At 70.0% G+C, this 15,455-nt stretch carries 14 protein-coding genes; 7 read left to right on the top strand and 7 right to left on the bottom strand.

What is annotated here, in order from left to right; genetic code table 11:
- Positions 1 to 121 precede the first annotated feature (121 nt).
- Positions 122 to 1,471 (top strand): oxygen-independent coproporphyrinogen III oxidase, encoded by a 1,350-nt coding sequence (hemN, locus tag GXW78_RS11690; RefSeq protein ID WP_211868933.1) that lies wholly within the window; start codon positions 122 to 124, stop codon positions 1,469 to 1,471.
- 317 nt (positions 1,472 to 1,788) lie between these two features.
- Here the strand turns inward: hemN and GXW78_RS11695 are convergent, their stop codons facing one another.
- The 5 genes from GXW78_RS11695 to GXW78_RS11715 all read right to left on the bottom strand — a co-directional run bounded on the left by GXW78_RS11695 (position 1,789) and on the right by GXW78_RS11715 (position 6,583).
- Positions 1,789 to 2,157, bottom strand: coding sequence for a response regulator (locus GXW78_RS11695; protein WP_211868935.1), 369 nt, complete (start codon positions 2,155 to 2,157; stop codon positions 1,789 to 1,791).
- 181 nt (positions 2,158 to 2,338) lie between these two features.
- On the bottom strand, positions 2,339 to 3,556 hold the full coding sequence (locus tag GXW78_RS11700) for an MFS transporter (protein ID WP_211868936.1): 1,218 nt from the start codon (positions 3,554 to 3,556) through the stop codon (positions 2,339 to 2,341).
- A complete protein-coding gene (locus tag GXW78_RS11705; RefSeq protein WP_211868937.1) occupies positions 3,553 to 4,677 on the bottom strand; it encodes an alpha-hydroxy acid oxidase in 1,125 nt (374 codons plus the stop codon). Before GXW78_RS11705 ends, GXW78_RS11700 begins: the two co-directional genes overlap by 4 nt.
- A gap of 19 nt (positions 4,678 to 4,696) precedes the next feature.
- A complete protein-coding gene (locus GXW78_RS11710) occupies positions 4,697 to 5,566 on the bottom strand; it encodes an isocitrate lyase/PEP mutase family protein (RefSeq protein ID WP_211868938.1) in 870 nt (289 codons plus the stop codon).
- Positions 5,567 to 5,665: 99 nt separating this feature from the next.
- A complete protein-coding gene (locus GXW78_RS11715; protein WP_211868939.1) occupies positions 5,666 to 6,583 on the bottom strand; it encodes a hypothetical protein in 918 nt (305 codons plus the stop codon).
- A 259-nt stretch (positions 6,584 to 6,842) separates the two neighbouring features.
- Between GXW78_RS11715 and GXW78_RS11720 the strand changes: the two genes are divergently transcribed.
- Positions 6,843 to 7,499, top strand: a complete 657-nt coding sequence (locus GXW78_RS11720) for a hypothetical protein (protein ID WP_211868940.1) — start codon at positions 6,843 to 6,845, stop codon at positions 7,497 to 7,499.
- A gap of 289 nt (positions 7,500 to 7,788) precedes the next feature.
- Positions 7,789 to 9,180, top strand: coding sequence for a M20/M25/M40 family metallo-hydrolase (locus GXW78_RS11725; RefSeq protein ID WP_211868941.1), 1,392 nt, complete (start codon positions 7,789 to 7,791; stop codon positions 9,178 to 9,180).
- A gap of 323 nt (positions 9,181 to 9,503) precedes the next feature.
- Here GXW78_RS11725 and moaB read toward each other — a convergent pair whose 3' ends face one another.
- Complete coding sequence (gene moaB, locus GXW78_RS11730; RefSeq protein ID WP_211868942.1) at positions 9,504 to 10,043, bottom strand: molybdenum cofactor biosynthesis protein B; 540 nt, start codon at positions 10,041 to 10,043, stop codon at positions 9,504 to 9,506.
- A 51-nt stretch (positions 10,044 to 10,094) separates the two neighbouring features.
- Entirely contained in the window at positions 10,095 to 10,907 is an 813-nt protein-coding gene (locus tag GXW78_RS11735) for a creatininase family protein (protein WP_211868943.1), read from the bottom strand.
- A 36-nt stretch (positions 10,908 to 10,943) separates the two neighbouring features.
- Between GXW78_RS11735 and GXW78_RS11740 the strand changes: the two genes are divergently transcribed.
- From GXW78_RS11740 to GXW78_RS11755, 4 genes are all read left to right on the top strand, one after another.
- Complete coding sequence (locus GXW78_RS11740) at positions 10,944 to 11,888, top strand: sterol desaturase family protein (protein WP_211868945.1); 945 nt, start codon at positions 10,944 to 10,946, stop codon at positions 11,886 to 11,888.
- Between the two features lie 98 nt (positions 11,889 to 11,986).
- Entirely contained in the window at positions 11,987 to 13,135 is a 1,149-nt protein-coding gene (locus tag GXW78_RS11745; RefSeq protein ID WP_211868947.1) for a tetratricopeptide repeat protein, read from the top strand.
- Positions 13,125 to 14,525: a PAAR domain-containing protein gene (locus GXW78_RS11750; RefSeq protein WP_211868948.1), complete on the top strand. Its 1,401-nt coding sequence runs from the start codon at positions 13,125 to 13,127 to the stop codon at positions 14,523 to 14,525. The genes GXW78_RS11745 and GXW78_RS11750 overlap by 11 nt, the downstream gene beginning before the upstream one ends.
- Positions 14,522 to 14,854, top strand: coding sequence for a hypothetical protein (locus GXW78_RS11755; RefSeq protein ID WP_211868950.1), 333 nt, complete (start codon positions 14,522 to 14,524; stop codon positions 14,852 to 14,854). Before GXW78_RS11750 ends, GXW78_RS11755 begins: the two co-directional genes overlap by 4 nt.
- Positions 14,855 to 15,455: the final 601 nt, after the last annotated feature.

A 15,455-nucleotide genomic window follows, 5' to 3' on the forward strand; every position in this document is an offset into this window, starting at 1 on the left:
GGCGCCCGGTCCGACACGCCGCAGGATGAAGCGTTTCAGCCGGGCTGTCCCGGGCAAAGCGTGACCCGGCGGCTTGCGCCTGCGCAAAGCGTGCGGCGTGTCACAGGCGTAGCACAGTGCCATGACCGCGACCGACGACCTCGCCCCGGACATCCTGCTGCGCCACGCCGCCCAGCCATTGCCGCGCTACACCAGCTACCCGACCGCGCCGCACTTCGCACCGCTCGACGCCGCGACGCTGTCGGGCTGGCTGGCGCGTTGCGGGGCGGAGGATGCGCTGTCGCTCTACCTGCATGTGCCGTTCTGCCACGCGCTGTGCTGGTACTGCGGCTGCCACACCGCAGTGACGCGCTCCGCCCCGCGCATCGCGCGCTACGCCGAAGCCCTGCTGCGCGAGGCCGAATCGGTCGCCACCCTACTGCCCGCCCATGGCGGGGTGACGGCCCTGCATCTCGGCGGCGGCACGCCGACCGCGCTGGGCGGCGAGCGGCTCGCCCGCCTCGTCGGCGCCCTGCGTCGCCTGTTCCCGTTCCGCGACGACGCCGAGATCGCCGCCGAGCTCGACCCGCGCAACCTGGACGCCGCGACGATCGAGGCGCTCGCCTCCCTCGGCCTGACGCGGGCAAGCCTCGGCGTGCAGGACATCAGCCCCGCCGTGCAGGCGCTGATCGGTCGCATCCAGCCCGCCGCGCAGGTGGCCGGCGCGATGCGCGGCCTGCGCGCCGCCGGCATCGGCGGCATCAACATGGACCTCATCTATGGCCTGCCGGGCCAGGGCGTCGCGGAGGTCGCGGCCTCCGCCCGCTTCGCCGCCGACAGCGGCGCCGACCGCGTCGCCGTCTTCGGCTATGCGCACGTCCCCTGGATGAAGGCACACCAGAAGGCGATCCGCTCGGAGGACCTGCCCGATGCCGCCGATCGGCTGCGCCAGGCGGAAGCCGCGGCAAAGGTGCTGACGGATGCCGGCTACATCGCGATCGGGCTCGACCATTTCGCGCTGCCCGGCGATGCCATGGCCCGCGCCGCTGCCGCCGGCACGCTGCGGCGCAACTTCCAGGGCTACACCACCGACACCGCACCCTTCCTGCTCGGCTTCGGCGCCTCCGCCATCGGCCGCACGCCCGACGGCTTCACCCAGAACGAGGCAGACGAAGGCCGCTGGCTCGCCGCCATCGAGGCCGGATGCCTTCCGGTCGCCCGCGGCCGCGCGCTCAGTGCCGAGGACCGATTGCGCGGCGGGCTGATCGAACGGGCCATGTGCGACGGGGCGATCACGCTGGATGCCGTGCCGCCCGCAGTGCTCGCCGATGCGGCACCGCGGATCGAAGCACTGCTGGCCGACGGGCTGCTGCACCAGCGCGACGGACAGTTGGCGCTGACGGAGGCAGGGCGGCCTTTCCTGCGGCACTTCGCCGCCTGCTTCGACGCCTTCCTCAACCCCGCTGCAGGACGTCACAGCGCGGCGGTTTAGCGGTAAGGCATCCCTGATTGCCCTGCTACTTCCGCGATCGGAGATCGGAGGGGCGCCGCCCCTCCGAACCACCCCGCCAGGGGGTTGGACCCCCTGGACCGCAATCTGTTGGTGTCGGGCGCGGCAGGCTTGCTCCCGTTTCAGACACGCTTCGTGCGCAGGGGCGCGTTCTGGCACGAACCCTGCCAGCGGCGCACCGCACCAAATTGAGGTTTGCAAAGGCCCTTCGGCCTTTGCTGGGGTGGCTTGGAGGGGCAACGCCCCTCCAACTCGACAGTAGAAGTATCGGTGAAGGAGTTACGCCCTCTCCGGGCGCCTCAACGCCCGTCGCACATCCGCGCCAGCATGGCCGTCAGGTCGGCCGGATCATACGGCTTCGGCAGCACTAGCGCGTTGCGGTGCGCCGCCGGCAGGCCGGCCGCGCCATAGCCGGTCGCGACAACGAAGGGGATGCCGCGGGCGACGAGCGCATCAGCGACCGCGACGGAATTCTCGCCCGCGAGGTTGAGGTCGAGCACGGCGGCGTCGGGCGCCTCGCTCTCCAGAACCTCGAGCGCCTGGGCGACTGACCGTACCGGACCGATGACGCCGAAGCCTGCATCCTCCAGCGCGTCCTCCACCAGCATCGCCACCAACGCCTCGTCCTCCACCACGAGGATACGGCGCGTTGACTGGTCAGACGACATGCACGAATCCTTCGCTCGGGGCGGCGGCGATGCGCAACCACTTACTGGCATCCACTGCCTGCATCCATAACATGTTCTGCCATAATGCGCAGGGCGCCCACCGGCGGATTGGGGCAAACCGCCCGATCCGAAGAAGATCGTTGCAAAACAACGGCTAGAGCCAGAGCGACCAGGAACGCCCCTAGCGCCGCGTCGTCGCCATCACTAGACCCAGCCCGATCAGGCCCGCCACCGCCATCCCCGCGATCGCCAGCCGCGGCCCATGGGCGTCCGCCAGCGCGCCAAGCAGCAGCACGCCGAGCGGGCCCGTGCCGATGCAGGTCGTCGTCAGGCCCAGGATGCGCGACCGCGCCTCCGGCGGCGCATGGGTCAGCACCAGACCGGTCTGCAGGCTGGCGAAGGCCGCGGTGCCGAGGCCGCCCACCAGCAGCAGCAGCGCTGCGAGCGGCAGCGTCGGCGCCATCGCGGCGAGCGCGAGGATGCCAAGGAAGCCCCCGACCCCTGCCGCCAGAACCATCCGCCCCGGCGCGGCGCCGCGCCGCATGGCAAGCGCGAAGCCCGTCAGCAACGCCCCGAAGGGTTCGGCTGCCGCGAGCAGGCCGATGCCAAAGGGCGTCGCCTGGAAGGTGACAGTGCCCCAGGCCGGCAGGATGCCGGTGTAGGAGAAACCGAAGACGTTCATCACCACCGTGATGCCGAGCACGAGGCGCAGCGCCGGCACGGCGATGGCGATGCGCGCCGCCTCGGCGATCTCGGTCGCTAGGCCCCCCAGCCGTAGCGCGCGGCTTTCCTGCCGATGCGCCACACCATGCACGCTGGCGGCGGCAACGAGATACACAGCCGCGGCGATCAGGAAGGCGCCGGCGACGCCCACCGACTCATAGGTGAAGCCGCCGACCAGCGGGCCGATCATGCGCGTCGTGCTGCCGGTCATGCTGTCGAAGGCGACCGCCTGGACGATCAGCGTCGGGCCGGCCGCCTCCGCCACCATGCGTCGGCGCGTGGCGAGTTCATTTGTCCAGGCGAGGCCGCCGACGACGCCGTTCACGAACAGGTGCCACGGCGCCAGCCAGCCCGCCAGCGCGAGCACGGCGATGGCCAGGGCCGAGGCCGCCTGCGCGCCCTGCCCGACCATCAGCAGCCGCCGGCGGTCGAGGCTTTCGGCCAGCGCCCCCGCGAGCGCGCCCATCAGCAGCATCGGCAGCGCGCGCGCCATCAGCACCAGCGAGACGGCGAAGGCGGAGCCGGTCAGTTCGAAGGTGAACAGCCCGCTGACCAGCATGTCCAGCCAGCGCATCGAGTTGGTCAACCCGCCCGCCAGCCACAGCCGCCGGAACGCCGCGTTCGTCAGAAGCTGCGGGACGGGCGACCGGGCCGGATCGAAGTCGGGCGTGCTCAATACCCCGAATCGTCGAGCCGCAGCAGCGGGAAGGCGCTGTGGACATGCGGCAGGTTGGTCGGCATCGCCGCATGCACGAAGCCCGGCCCGAGCTCCGCGATCGAGGTCACGCCGAGCAGACCGAGGGCAGAGCGGAACTCGTTCTCCAGGATCTCGAGCAGCCGCACCACGCCCGCCGCCCCATCGGCCGCGAGCGCATAGCAATAGAGCCGCCCGAGCCCGACCGCCTCCGCCCCGAGGCAGAGCGCCTTCACGATGTCCGTCCCGCGCGAGAAGCCGCCATCGACCCAGACCTTGGCCTTGCCGCCGACCGCCTGGACGACCTCGGGCAGTACTTCAATGGAGCCGCGTCCGGCATCGAGCTGCCGCCCGCCATGGTTCGAGACGTAGACGACCTCGACGCCATGCTCGACGGCGACCTGCGCATCCTCGGCCGTCGCGATGCCTTTGAGGATCAGCTTCAGGTCCGGGTGCTTGTCCTTGATGCGCTTCACGTCGTTCCAGTTGAGCTGCGCCTGGTAGCGCTGCGCGTCAGTGGTCGCGCCGGCGCGCCAGGGCTTGGCGAAGCGGCGGACGATGTCGCGCTCGCGTCGCGAATAGATCGCGGTGTCCACCGTCAGGCAGAAGGCGTCGTAGCCATTGCCCTTGGCGCGCTGGATGCTGTCCTCGATCGAGGCGGCATCGCCGCGGACGTAAAGCTGGTAGATCTTCATCCCCGAGGCCGCGGCCGCCACATCCTCGAGGCCCGGCTTCGAGACCGAGGACAGCATGATCGGCACGCCGAAGCCGGATGCGCCCTCGCCCGCCGTCACCGCGCCATTGGCCCCCACCGCCATGAATTCCAGCCCGCCAACCGGGGCGAGGAACACCGGCAGACGGATCTTCTTGCCGAACAGCGTGGAGCTGGTGTCGATCTCCGACACGTCGCGCAGCACGCGCGGGCGCAGCGCCAGCGCGTCGATGCCCATGCGGTTGCGGCGCATGGTGGTCTCGGTCTCGGTGGCGCCGACCAGGTAGTCCCAGAGATTGGCGTCGAGCCGGCCCTTCGCGACCTTCACGAACTCATGGAGGGCCAAGTACTTGTCTTGCAAGACGGCCAGGGCATCGGGATTCACGGGCATGATTGGGTCTCGTCCGGTCTCAGAGGAAATCGCGGGTGGCGGCGGCGTAGTCGGCTTCGCGCGTCACCTGCTTCATCAGCGCGGCGGGCGCGACGCCCTTCAGCTCGGCCGGCGGCGTGCCGTCCCGCAGCGCCTTCAGCGTCGCATGGATGGCGGCGACGGCGGCGGCGAAGGGCTGGTGCCCCTGCAGCGCGACCCGCACGCCATGCGCGGCGAGCTTCGCCTTGTCCGACATCGCGGGCGGCGTGCCGCCGAGGACGATCGGTAGCCCGCGCGCCACCGCCTGGATGGCGGCGAGCTGATCCCAGTCACTGACGCCGGTATAGAACAGCGCATCGACGCCGCTCGCGGCGTAAACCTGCGTGCGGCGCACCGCCTCGTCGAGATTGACGAGGTTCACCGCGCTGGTGCGCGCGATGACCGTGAGCCCCGCATCCTCGCGCGCCGCGACCGCCGCGCGCATCTTGCCCAAACCGGCTTCCAGGCTGAGCAGACCGGGCTCGCCGACGCCGTGGCCGCGCGGCAGGTCGGTGTCCTCGATCGTCAGCGCCGCGATGCCGGCGGTTTCCAGTTCCTCGACCGTCCGCATCACGTTCAGCGCGTTGCCGTAGCCATGATCGGCATCGACGAGCAGCGGCGGCGCCCCGCCACGGCAGATGCGGCGCGCCTGGTCCGCGAATTCGCTCAGGGTCAGAACGATGATGTCGGGCGCGCCCAGCACGGTCAGCGACCCGACGGACCCGGCGAACATCGCTGCCTCGAAGCCGAGGTCGGACGCGATCCGCCCGGCGATCGGGTCATGCACGGAAGCGGGATGGATGCAGGCATTGCCCGCCAGGATCGCGCGAAAGGCGGCGCGGCGCTGTGCCGTGCTCGGTGGACGTTCCATCCCGAAAGATTCCTCGTATTTCGTCGGCCGCACTGTGCAACCGGTGGACGCAACGGTCCAGACCGGGGCCCGCCGCCGCGCGGGCGCGGCACGGCGGGATCACGGGTCGGGCGATATCCAACCCAGATCCACGGCTTCGGCGATGCGTGTCTGGTCCGACAATTCCACCTGGTCGACCGCCGCACCCTCGCGCAGCAACGCAAGGATCGCGGCATCCACCTCGGTCGCGGTAGCTCCGGGCAAGCCGAGCGTCATCAGATCGTCCGCCACCGCACCCGGCCGCGGTACGAAATATCGGTTGCTGGCCTCCAACGCCGCTGGCTGCGGCACCCGCACTGCGACGAAGCGGCAGGTCGTCGGCCGTGCCTCCTGCGCGAGATACGTGCTGCCCGCCATGATGCCGGCCAGCGCGCTGGCCGGCATCCCCGGCTGGTAAAGGCTGAAGCAGAGCGGCAGCCCATCCCCGACCGCGTGCAGGAGAGCGCACATCGTTCGTCCGCCGACTTCCGCGATACCGCGGAACTCGATCTGCGAGTCTCCGATGCGTTCGCGATAGACCAGTCGCCGCTCGCCACCGCGACGCATCTCGAGATACAGGCTGCCCCGCAGCAACTGGCCGCGGAAATAGGGTGACCAGGCCGGCGAATAGCAGGCGAAGGCCATCTCGGCGCCCGGCCCCGCCGCACCGTGTCGGACCGGCGGCCGCTGGCCGGCCGCCAGGTCGCGCAGGGTGGCGGCATCGGCGCCGAACAGCCGCACCACCTCCTCGATGAAGGCATCGGTGGTGCAGGCGGCGATCCATGCCCCCGACCGGCTGCTGCCGAGCACCAGCGCCCAGTCGTCATAGACCCGGGCGGATCGCGGCGCGGCACGCCCCTGCATCCATTTGTGCGATCGTTCGAGGTCGAATTCCGTGCTGGGATTCGCTGCACGGAAGCGCGCGCAGAGATCCTTGCGCCTGGCACAGCCGAGCACGGCTGCGGTCACGCGCAGCTTGGCGGGTAGGGCCGTTGGCATCGGCAGGCAGCATCGCCCCTGAATGATCCGGGCACGGTGCCTCCCATCATCCCGCGATCGATGCAAATGGAATTTCCAGGGCGGTTATCTGGAATTCCACACGGCCGGCCTTGCGGCGCTTCCATGCCGCGCGATGAATGCGGCGATTGCGCGTGTACCGCCGACATGTCACCGACCGACCCGGACCCGGGAAGGCGCCGAGGCGGACGCCCCGACCGTCAGGCAGGCGACGCACACGTGCATCGACAAGGAGACCCCGATGCAGGTGCCCGGCTATAGCAAGACCTTCTCGATGGATCAGGGCGCGATCCTGAGCAACGACCAGACCTTCCACGCGCTGTACAGCGCGCCGCTGACCGACCCGAAGCGGGAGGGCATCTGCACGGGCCTGTCCATCATCTGGGTGGCCCGCCGGATGATGTTCCACAAAGAGGATGCTGCACAGCGCCGCTCCGGCCTGGTCAGCATGGGCGGCTTCCGCTTCGGCGGCCGCGCCCAGGACATCCATATGGGCAGCCCCGGGGGGCGTGGCAGCGCCGAGGACCAGTATCGGGCCATGTACGGCCGTGCGCTGGAGCCCTTCGCCCTGCGGATCGTACCGGGGTCGGTGGTGGACAATCCCATCCCGGTCAGGATCGGCAACCTTGTGGATGCTGTACAATCCGCCCGCACCTATAGCCTGTTCACTATCGGGCTGCGGACGCCGGGCGGCGACGCCGGCCACATGTGCGCCAGCTACACGTCGCGCGGCACCTTCGGTTTGAGCAACTTCTACTTCTTCGACCCCAACATGGGCGAATACAAGATCGACGACATGGATGAAGTGCCGCGCTTCCTGCGTGCGGTTGCCGAGCTGTACGTCGATACCTTCGGCGGCCTCAACTACTTCGACGTGTTCGAGGTCGAACGCGGCTGACGGCCTGCCATCGCATCGGGTGCCCGTCCGAGACGTGGACGGGCCGCGGCGTCCGGCATCCGGCGCAGACATGGCGCGACCGGTTCGCGATGCGCCGCCGCACCCGCCGCGCCGCAGTTCGCCCGATGGCCCCGGCGCGGTCGGGCCGGTTGTCCGGCCCCCCACATTCGGCGAATGTCCACGCAGCGCAGGGCCACAGGCAGGCACTGGCACACGCGTCAGCGGCCCGGCACCGACATCCGTCGTGTTTCCGGATCCGGGCCGCGGCGGAACAGGCGGGGACCATGTGATGAGCGATGCGGTGGCCGAGGCGCTCCTGGCGCGCAAGGACGAGATCCTGGAACGGCTAAAGGCGCTGCTCCGCCTGCCATCCGTCAGCACCGACCCGGCCTATGCGGCGGGGATGAAGGCGACGCGCGAATTCCTCATGGCGCGGCTGAAGGAGGGTGGGGTCGAGGATGTCCGCCTGCTGGATGGCGGCGGCCAGCCCGCCATCACCGGCGCCTGGAACGGCGCCCCGGGCAAGCCGACCCTAATCATCTACGGTCACTATGACGTGCAGCCGCCCGACCCGCTCGAACTGTGGAAGACGCCGCCCTTCGAGCCGACCATCCGCGACGGCCGGCTCTATGCCCGCGGTGCCTCGGACGTGAAGGGGTCGACGCTGATCGCCGTCGAGACGGTGATCGAGTTCATCAAGGCGGGCGGCTGCCCGGTGAATATCCGCTTCTTCCTGGAAGGGGAGGAGGAGATCGGCAGCCCGTCGCTCCGCACCATCATCGACCGCTTCCCCGACGCGCTGGTGGGCGATGCGATGATCTCCGCCGATGGCGGGCGTGCCAGCACGACGATGCCCACGGTCAGCGTCGGGTCGCGCGGCCTGACCGCGCTGCGCTTCACCGTGCGCACCTCGGCCAAGGATGTGCATTCCGGCCGATACGGCGGCGCGCTGCGCAACGCCAACCACGAGCTCGCGCGGCTGATCGCCTCCCTGCACGACGAGAACGGCCGCATCCTCGTGCCCGGCTTCATGGAGGGAATGCCCGAGGTCTCCGCGCGCGACGCCGAGGACGCCGCAGCCCTGCCGGTGGATGAGGAGGCCTTCTACGCCGAGGTCAACGCCGCCCCCTATGGCGACACGCGCTTCTCCATCCGCGAGCGCATCACGCTGGTGCCCACCATCGAGGTGAACGGCATGTGGGGCGGCTATATCGGCGCGGGTTCCAAGACCGTGCTACCCTGCGAGGCTCACGCGAAGCTGACCATGCGCCTCGGCCCCGGCATGGACCCGGTACGCGCCCAGGCGCATGTCCGCGACCATCTGATCGCCAAGGCCGCCAAGGGCACGACGCTGTCCTTCGAGGAGTCCGGCAACGGCACCCCCGCCTTCACGCTGCGCGAAGGCCACCCTCTCCTGACCGCCGCCGAGACGGTGATCCGGCGCACCCGCAACCGCGCGCCCGTGCGCGCCCGCGCCGGCGGCACCATCCCGATCACGGCGATCTTCAAGGAACGGCTCGGCCTCGACACCATCACCTTCGGCTTCGCCATGCCGGACGAGGACGTCCATGCGCCCAACGAGTTCTTCCGGCTGTCGTCGCTGGAAGACGGGCTGCGGTCATGGCCACTGCTGCTGACGGAGCTGGGGAAGGTGGAGCCGGGGGCGCTTCGGGCGGGGTGAACGCGATCCCGGAGAGGGGCTTTGCCCCTCTCCGGACCTCACCCCACCAAAGGCCGAAGGGCCTTTGGAAACCTTGATCTGGCGCCGGGCAGAAAGGGTGTTCTCCACGACGTGGATCGTGTCGCGCGCTGAGCCCGAGAGGCTTTGAGGCCGGGCACCCCGGTTTCGTCGCATACCTGGACGCCGCAAGCTCCCAGGCCCCGGCACATTCACCGGCGAAACGGAGCACTGCCCGCCTGCAAGGGCGGCCCGAGGTTTCCAAAGGCCTTTCGGCCTTTGGCGGGGAGGGTCCGGGAGGGGCGGAGCCCTTCCCGGTTCCGCCCTCACGCCGCCTTCAGGTGTTCCTTCAACCGCGGCATCAGCTCCACCAGGTTGCAGGGCCGCCACCGGCTGTCGAGCTGGAACTTCAGGATGTCGTCCCAGGCGTCCTTGCACGCCCCGGTCGAGCCCGGCAGCGCGAACAGATAGGTCCCGTCCGCCACGCCGCCCAGCGCGCGCGACTGCATGGTGGAGGTGCCGATCTTCGCGTAGCTCAGCATGCGGAACAATTCGCCGAAGCCTTCGATTTCCTTCTCCAGCACGCGCTTGAAGGCTTCGGGCGTCACGTCCCGGCCGGTGATGCCGGTGCCGCCGGTGGTGATGACGCAATCGATGGCAGGGTCCGCGATCCAGCGGCGCAGCAGCGCCTCGATGGCCTCCGCCTCGTCCTTCACGATCTCCCGCGCGGCGCAGCGATGGCCGGCGGCCTCGATGCGGTCCTGGAGCGTAGCGCCGGACCGGTCCGTCGACAGGTCGCGCGTGTCGCTCACCGTGAGCACCGCGATGTTCACCGGCAGGAAGGGCTGCGTTTCGTCGATCGGCATGGCGTCCTCCGCATCCGCCTTCACCATGGGCACGGGGCGTGCCGGCCGCAACTACCTCCCCTGCGCCGCCCGGATCTGCGCGACGGCGGCGGCGATGCGCATGGCGAGGATGGTTTCGCCGCGCGCCGCGCTCGCGCGGGACGGGTCGCCAGTCGCGCCCAGGGGCGGAAGCGCGTCGGTGCGGGGCGGCAGGCGCGACAGGTCCACCCCGGACGGGTGCACCGACATCAGTTCGGCGGTGTCGCCGATGCCGGCATGAGTGCCGATGCTCGCCTCCGTCTCGCCCTGCACGCGCAGCCATTCATCCTGCACGGCGATGGCGGCGTAGTACCGATCGACCGCCATGACCCGCACGCCATCCCGCCGCCATTCAGCCGATAGTCGCGTGGCGAGCCGTTCCTGCACCCGTTGGCTCGGCCCGTTGTCGGCGAGGAAGCAGATCAGCCGGAAGCCGCTCATCTTCAGGCTGCGGGCGATGCCGTCCAGCATGGCGGCGAAGGCGTCATCGGTGACGCCGATCGTGCCGGGGAAGCGGAGGTTGCCCTCGGGCGGGTCGAAGCGGCCCTGCGGGGAGAAGGACAGGACTGGGGTCACCAGCGCGTCGCCAAGCTCGGCCGCGATGCGCCGTGCCGCGACTCGCACGATGTGGTCGTGCTTGCCGAGGATCATGTGCGGCCCGTTCTGCTCGACCCCGCCGCTCGGCACGATGGCGGTGCGCCGCCCCGCGGCGACGGCGTCGCGCAGTTCGATCCAGGTCATGTCCGCGATGTCGAGACTGTCCGGGACGCCCTGCGTCCGCCCCGCCGCCGGCGCCAGCACCGTCGCAGCAATCGCCCCGCGCAGGATCGCACGTCGGAATGACATTCCCCGGGAACCCAAATTGTGGGATTCTGCCAACAAATGACCAGATCCGACTACGATCCGCTCACGGCCGCCTGGAACTGGCTTGCCTATCTTCGTGGGCTCCTGGCCGAGCCTGGCTCGCCCTTCTGGTGGCCGACCCTGATCGTCGCCGTCCTTGCCTTCGCCGTTATCGGCCTGGTCACGCGCGCCTCGCTGAAGGAGATGCGCGCCCAGGCGGTGCCGGTCCGGGGCCGCGCCTTCCTGCGGCAGGCCGCCGAGGATTTCGCCCTGTTCGCGACGAACTCGGCGCTGCCCTTCCTGCTCGCGCCGATGTTCTTCCTGCTCAGCGCGGTTGGCGCGGCCCTCGCCGTCGCGCTGCTGACGCCCATCCTCGGCTCGCCGGAACCGGGCATGCGGCTCAACCATCCGCTCGCCATGGTCGCGGCAGCGCTGATCCCCTTCATGACCACGGATTTCTCGCTCTACTGGACGCATCGGCTCTTTCACCGCTTCCCGCTGTTGTGGCGCGCCCACCGGCTGCACCATGAACCCGTGACACTGACGCCCCTGACCGCCTTCCGCTTCTGGCCGCAGGAACAGATCATCCACATCGCCGGCGGTGTGTTCATGAACGGCCTTGGCCTCGGCATCGTCGCCATGGCCTTCGGCGCGCGGGTCGATCCGGCGACGCTGCTCGGCGTCAACGCCTTCACCCTGGTCTGGAACCTCGCCTTCTCCCATCTGCGCCACAGCCATGTCGCCCTGCCGTTCCCGCGCTGGCTGTCCTATGTCCTGGTCAGTCCGCACATGCATCAGGCGCATCATTCCGCGGATGCCGAGCAACACGACAAGAACTTCGCCACCGTCTTCGCACTGTGGGATTGGATGTTCGGCACGCTCTACCTGCCGCGGCGGGAAGAACGATTCCGTTTCGGCGTCGATGTGGCGCCATCGGCACCCGGCACTCCAGTCACCTCACTGCCCGCTGCACCGACGACCTGAAACGATCCCAAGCGTGACGCAGATGTGATACCGCAACGTCTCACGAGTGATCCATTTCACCGCCTGCATCGAAGAACTCCGTTATTGTAGTCGGCACCATGCCTTATGCGCGCTTCTTCGCCCGTGAGCGACGACTGATCGAGAATGAACTGCTGACGCCCGAGGCGCGCGTTCATCTCCTGTTGATGGAACCCGAGATGCGCGCACTCTTCGTGCGCCTGCTCGGCGGCATCGAACAGGACCCGTCCTTCCCCCACCTGCTGTTGCCCCATGGCGATGGCTTCGCCGGGCCCGACGCGTATCTCGGCGATTTCTCCGTCGCGCTGGCGGAGGCCGCGGCCGAACATGGCCTCACCCACGAGCCGCCGGAGACGCAGCTGCGCGGCCCGCATCGCTTCCTTCGCCTGGCGGAATCGATTGCGGAGCAGCTGCCCGACGAGGTCTGCAGCCTGACCCTGCTGCTCGACCCGGAGGAGATCCTCGATCCCGAGGGTTGGCGTGAATCGATCAGCTTCCTTGCCCGCTCGATCACCAGCCGCTGGCTGAAGGTGCTCGTCCTGGAGCCGCGCGACGATTCGATGCTGATCGACCTGGCGCGCGATGCGCCGCCGATCACCCGGCGCGTGCTGCACCTGCCGCCCGAGGCGCTGGCCGAGGCGGTCACGCCATCCCCGACCTCGCCCACACCGCCTACGGCCGGCGAGTTGTCCCTCGCCGCCGCGCGCGCCTCCGCGGCCGCCGAACATCCGGAGGCCGAGCGGCTCAGCCTCGCCGCCATGGCGGCCATGCCGCCCGACGCCCCGCCCCTCAGCCAGGCCCGTGCGCTGCATGGCCACGGCCAGGTGCTGCTGCGCGCCGGCCGCTCGGCCGAGGCGCTCGACCCCCTCACCGGCGCGGCGGAGATGGCCGCCGACCACCAGCTCCACAGCTTCGCGCCCGTGGCCTATGCCGACCTTGCCGCCGGCCTCGCTGCCCAGCGGCGGTTCGAGGAAGCGATCGAGGTGCTGACCGTCGCCAACCGCTATCACGCGGAATCCGGCAACATCCCGGGCGAGGCCGCGACCTGCGAAACGCTGGGCGAGTTCCACGCCGCCGCCGGCCGCAAGGCCGAGGCCGCGACGGCCTGGCGCTATGCCATGGCGCTCTACGACCGCATCACCAACCCCGACATGGCCATGGTCCGCGAAGCCGGCCAGGCCTCCATCCTCGAGAAGATGCACCGCAACCGGATCCGCCATGCCGCCTGACGCCGGAACCATCACGAAGGTCGCCAGCAAGGGCGCCAACGCCGCCAAGGCCAGCGTTCCGGCCGGTGCCGCCGGCGCCCTGGCCTCGACCTGGGCGGGCGTCGCACCCGACGTCGCGCTGAAGGCGACCGAGGCCGGCATCAAGGCGGCGACCCCAACCGGCCCGCCGAAGGACGGCGCGGCTCCGGCACCGGCCCCACTGCCGACCAGCGATGCTGGGGCGATGGTCTCCCTCGTCACCGGCGCCGTCGACCAGGTCGGCACGGCGGAAGGCGTGCTGCCCACGGTCGGTGCGGTGATCGGCGTAGCGACGGCGGCCGAGCAGGCGCTGTCCTCCCTGGCCGGGGCCATACCCTTCCCGGCCTTTCCGGCGCTGCGCATCACCGACCTCGCGGTCGGGCTGCCGCATGCGCACATGCACCCGCCCAACCTGATCCCGCCGGCGCCGCCCGTGCCGCTGCCGAGCATCGGCCCGGTCATCCCGATCCCGTTCTTCTCCGGCGCGATGAAGACCTTCATCAACGGGCTGCCGGCGGCGCGCTGCGGCGACCTCGGCCTCGGCGTGTGGTGCGGCGGCTACTTCCCGATGTACGAGGTCTTCCTCGGCTCCGCGACGGTCTGGACCGAAGGCGCGCGCGCCGCCCGCATGGGCTGCGACATCACCAAGCACTGCATCTTCACCACCCCCCGCCCGTCCGACCCACCGGTCGGGCCAATGATCGGCACCACGATCACCGGGTCCTTCAACGTCATGATCGGCGGCGTGCCGCTGCCCTCCTTCACCGCCATGGCGCTGGGAGCGGCGTTCAAGGCGGCGTTCCGCGGGGTGGGCGCCATCGCGGGCAAGGTCCGGGGCCGCTTCAGCCGCTGGGCCACGCTGCGCGCGCCGCGCGGCATGGGCGGCATCGAGGCGGCGCGCTCGACCTGGATGGGTGCGTCGCACAGCATGGACGATCTGGTCGCCCGCAGTGGCGTGCCGGGCCGCCAGGGCGTAGTCCTCACCGACAACGTCGCCAGCCACCAGGATCTCTACGGCCGCATGTGGGAATTGTCGCAGAAGAACGGGATCGAATACGCGCTGACCTTCGAGAACGGCGCCTATGTCCTGCGCTCCGGCGCACCGGACATGGTCGCCACGCCGCGCGGCGTGGCCCCGCTGGCGCACACGCATCCGCCGGACGAACTCGGCCGCGTGCAGCCCATGCCGTCGCGGGCCGACGTGAACCTGCTGAACGACCTGTGGGACCGCAACCCGAACGGGCCGCGCCCGCAGTCGGACATCATCTGGGGCGCCACCCCGGACAACGTGACGCCTTTCGGCGCCACGGGCCTCGACCCCATACCCGACCCGACGCGCGGCGGGACCAAACCCAACAGGCGGTGGCATTGAGCGGGAACCACGACACGGCGCGGGACGAGGTGGCGCAGCGCTACCTGCCGCTGCACATCGCGCTCTACTCCCTGCGCCGCCCGGGCGGCCGGGCGAGCGCGTCGATCTATTCGACCCAGGCCGACGGCGGCCAGACCTTCGTCGAGATGATCAGGAGCGACGAGATTCTCGCGCTCTGCACCACCTACCTCGAAGACCGCGGCGCACCGGTCTTCGCCGACGGCAAGCGGCACGACGACTACCTGGACGACCTGGAGGCCCTTCTGCGCGCCGGCACGGCGCCGACGACAGCGCAGCAGGAGGCACTGCGGCGGGTGCCACCGCGGTAGGTTGCCCTGCTGGGGATCGGAGGGGCGCCGCCCCCTCATAGTCCCCTTAACCGAACCGCTGGATACGGCGTTGATGAGACTGCGGCTGGCGAGCCTCCGGCGGACGCAATTCGTTCCGTACCGAACGGGGTAGCGGCCTTCGCAGGGCGAAAAAGCTAGGGAAGCGGCCGTCCCAATGGCATTGCTGCTAGGCTACAGCCCGCTTCTCAAATCGCTGTCGTGCGCCGTCCGCCACCGGCATGATTGATTCAGCGAAGTGGCAGGCTAACCAGATCCCTTGCCCCGTTCTGAGCAGCCGAGAGCCTGTACGTAGAGGCGGCGTGCGTGGAACTGGCGGTGGCGAGATCGGGGTCGGTACTTCGTCAATGCTGGTACCTTCCGCATTCATCTGCAGCACGTGCCCGACGCCGGTCGCTCCCAGCGGCCGCATCGTATGCGGATGTAGCGGTTGAGGCCACGGCGCTGCGCTCTCGGTGAGTTCTGTGGCCTGGCCGAGATGCACTATTGCCACGCGGTCAGATGTGTACTCGACGACGCCGAGACCATCGCTGACCAACAGCCGCGACGGTGCCGGGCCCCGCGCTGAAGGGGAGCGCCGGCA

This window comes from Neoroseomonas terrae (assembly GCF_018129025.1).
In the GTDB taxonomy this organism is placed as follows: Bacteria; Pseudomonadota; Alphaproteobacteria; order Acetobacterales; family Acetobacteraceae; genus Neoroseomonas; species Neoroseomonas terrae.

What these genes read in the sequence shown, in the direction of transcription:
- hemN (WP_211868933.1), top strand. Translation starts at nt 122, where the DNA reads ATGACCGCGACCGACGACCTCGCCCCGGACATCCTGCTGCGCCACGCC.
- GXW78_RS11695 (WP_211868935.1), bottom strand. Translation starts at nt 2,157, where the DNA reads ATGTCGTCTGACCAGTCAACGCGCCGTATCCTCGTGGTGGAGGACGAG.
- GXW78_RS11705 (WP_211868937.1), bottom strand. Translation starts at nt 4,677, where the DNA reads ATGCCCGTGAATCCCGATGCCCTGGCCGTCTTGCAAGACAAGTACTTG.
- GXW78_RS11710 (WP_211868938.1), bottom strand. Translation starts at nt 5,566, where the DNA reads ATGGAACGTCCACCGAGCACGGCACAGCGCCGCGCCGCCTTTCGCGCG.
- GXW78_RS11715 (WP_211868939.1), bottom strand. Translation starts at nt 6,583, where the DNA reads ATGCCAACGGCCCTACCCGCCAAGCTGCGCGTGACCGCAGCCGTGCTC.
- GXW78_RS11720 (WP_211868940.1), top strand. Translation starts at nt 6,843, where the DNA reads ATGCAGGTGCCCGGCTATAGCAAGACCTTCTCGATGGATCAGGGCGCG.
- GXW78_RS11725 (WP_211868941.1), top strand. Translation starts at nt 7,789, where the DNA reads ATGAGCGATGCGGTGGCCGAGGCGCTCCTGGCGCGCAAGGACGAGATC.
- moaB (WP_211868942.1), bottom strand. Translation starts at nt 10,043, where the DNA reads ATGCCGATCGACGAAACGCAGCCCTTCCTGCCGGTGAACATCGCGGTG.
- GXW78_RS11735 (WP_211868943.1), bottom strand. Translation starts at nt 10,907, where the DNA reads ATGTCATTCCGACGTGCGATCCTGCGCGGGGCGATTGCTGCGACGGTG.
- GXW78_RS11740 (WP_211868945.1), top strand. Translation starts at nt 10,944, where the DNA reads ATGACCAGATCCGACTACGATCCGCTCACGGCCGCCTGGAACTGGCTT.
- GXW78_RS11745 (WP_211868947.1), top strand. Translation starts at nt 11,987, where the DNA reads ATGCCTTATGCGCGCTTCTTCGCCCGTGAGCGACGACTGATCGAGAAT.
- GXW78_RS11750 (WP_211868948.1), top strand. Translation starts at nt 13,125, where the DNA reads ATGCCGCCTGACGCCGGAACCATCACGAAGGTCGCCAGCAAGGGCGCC.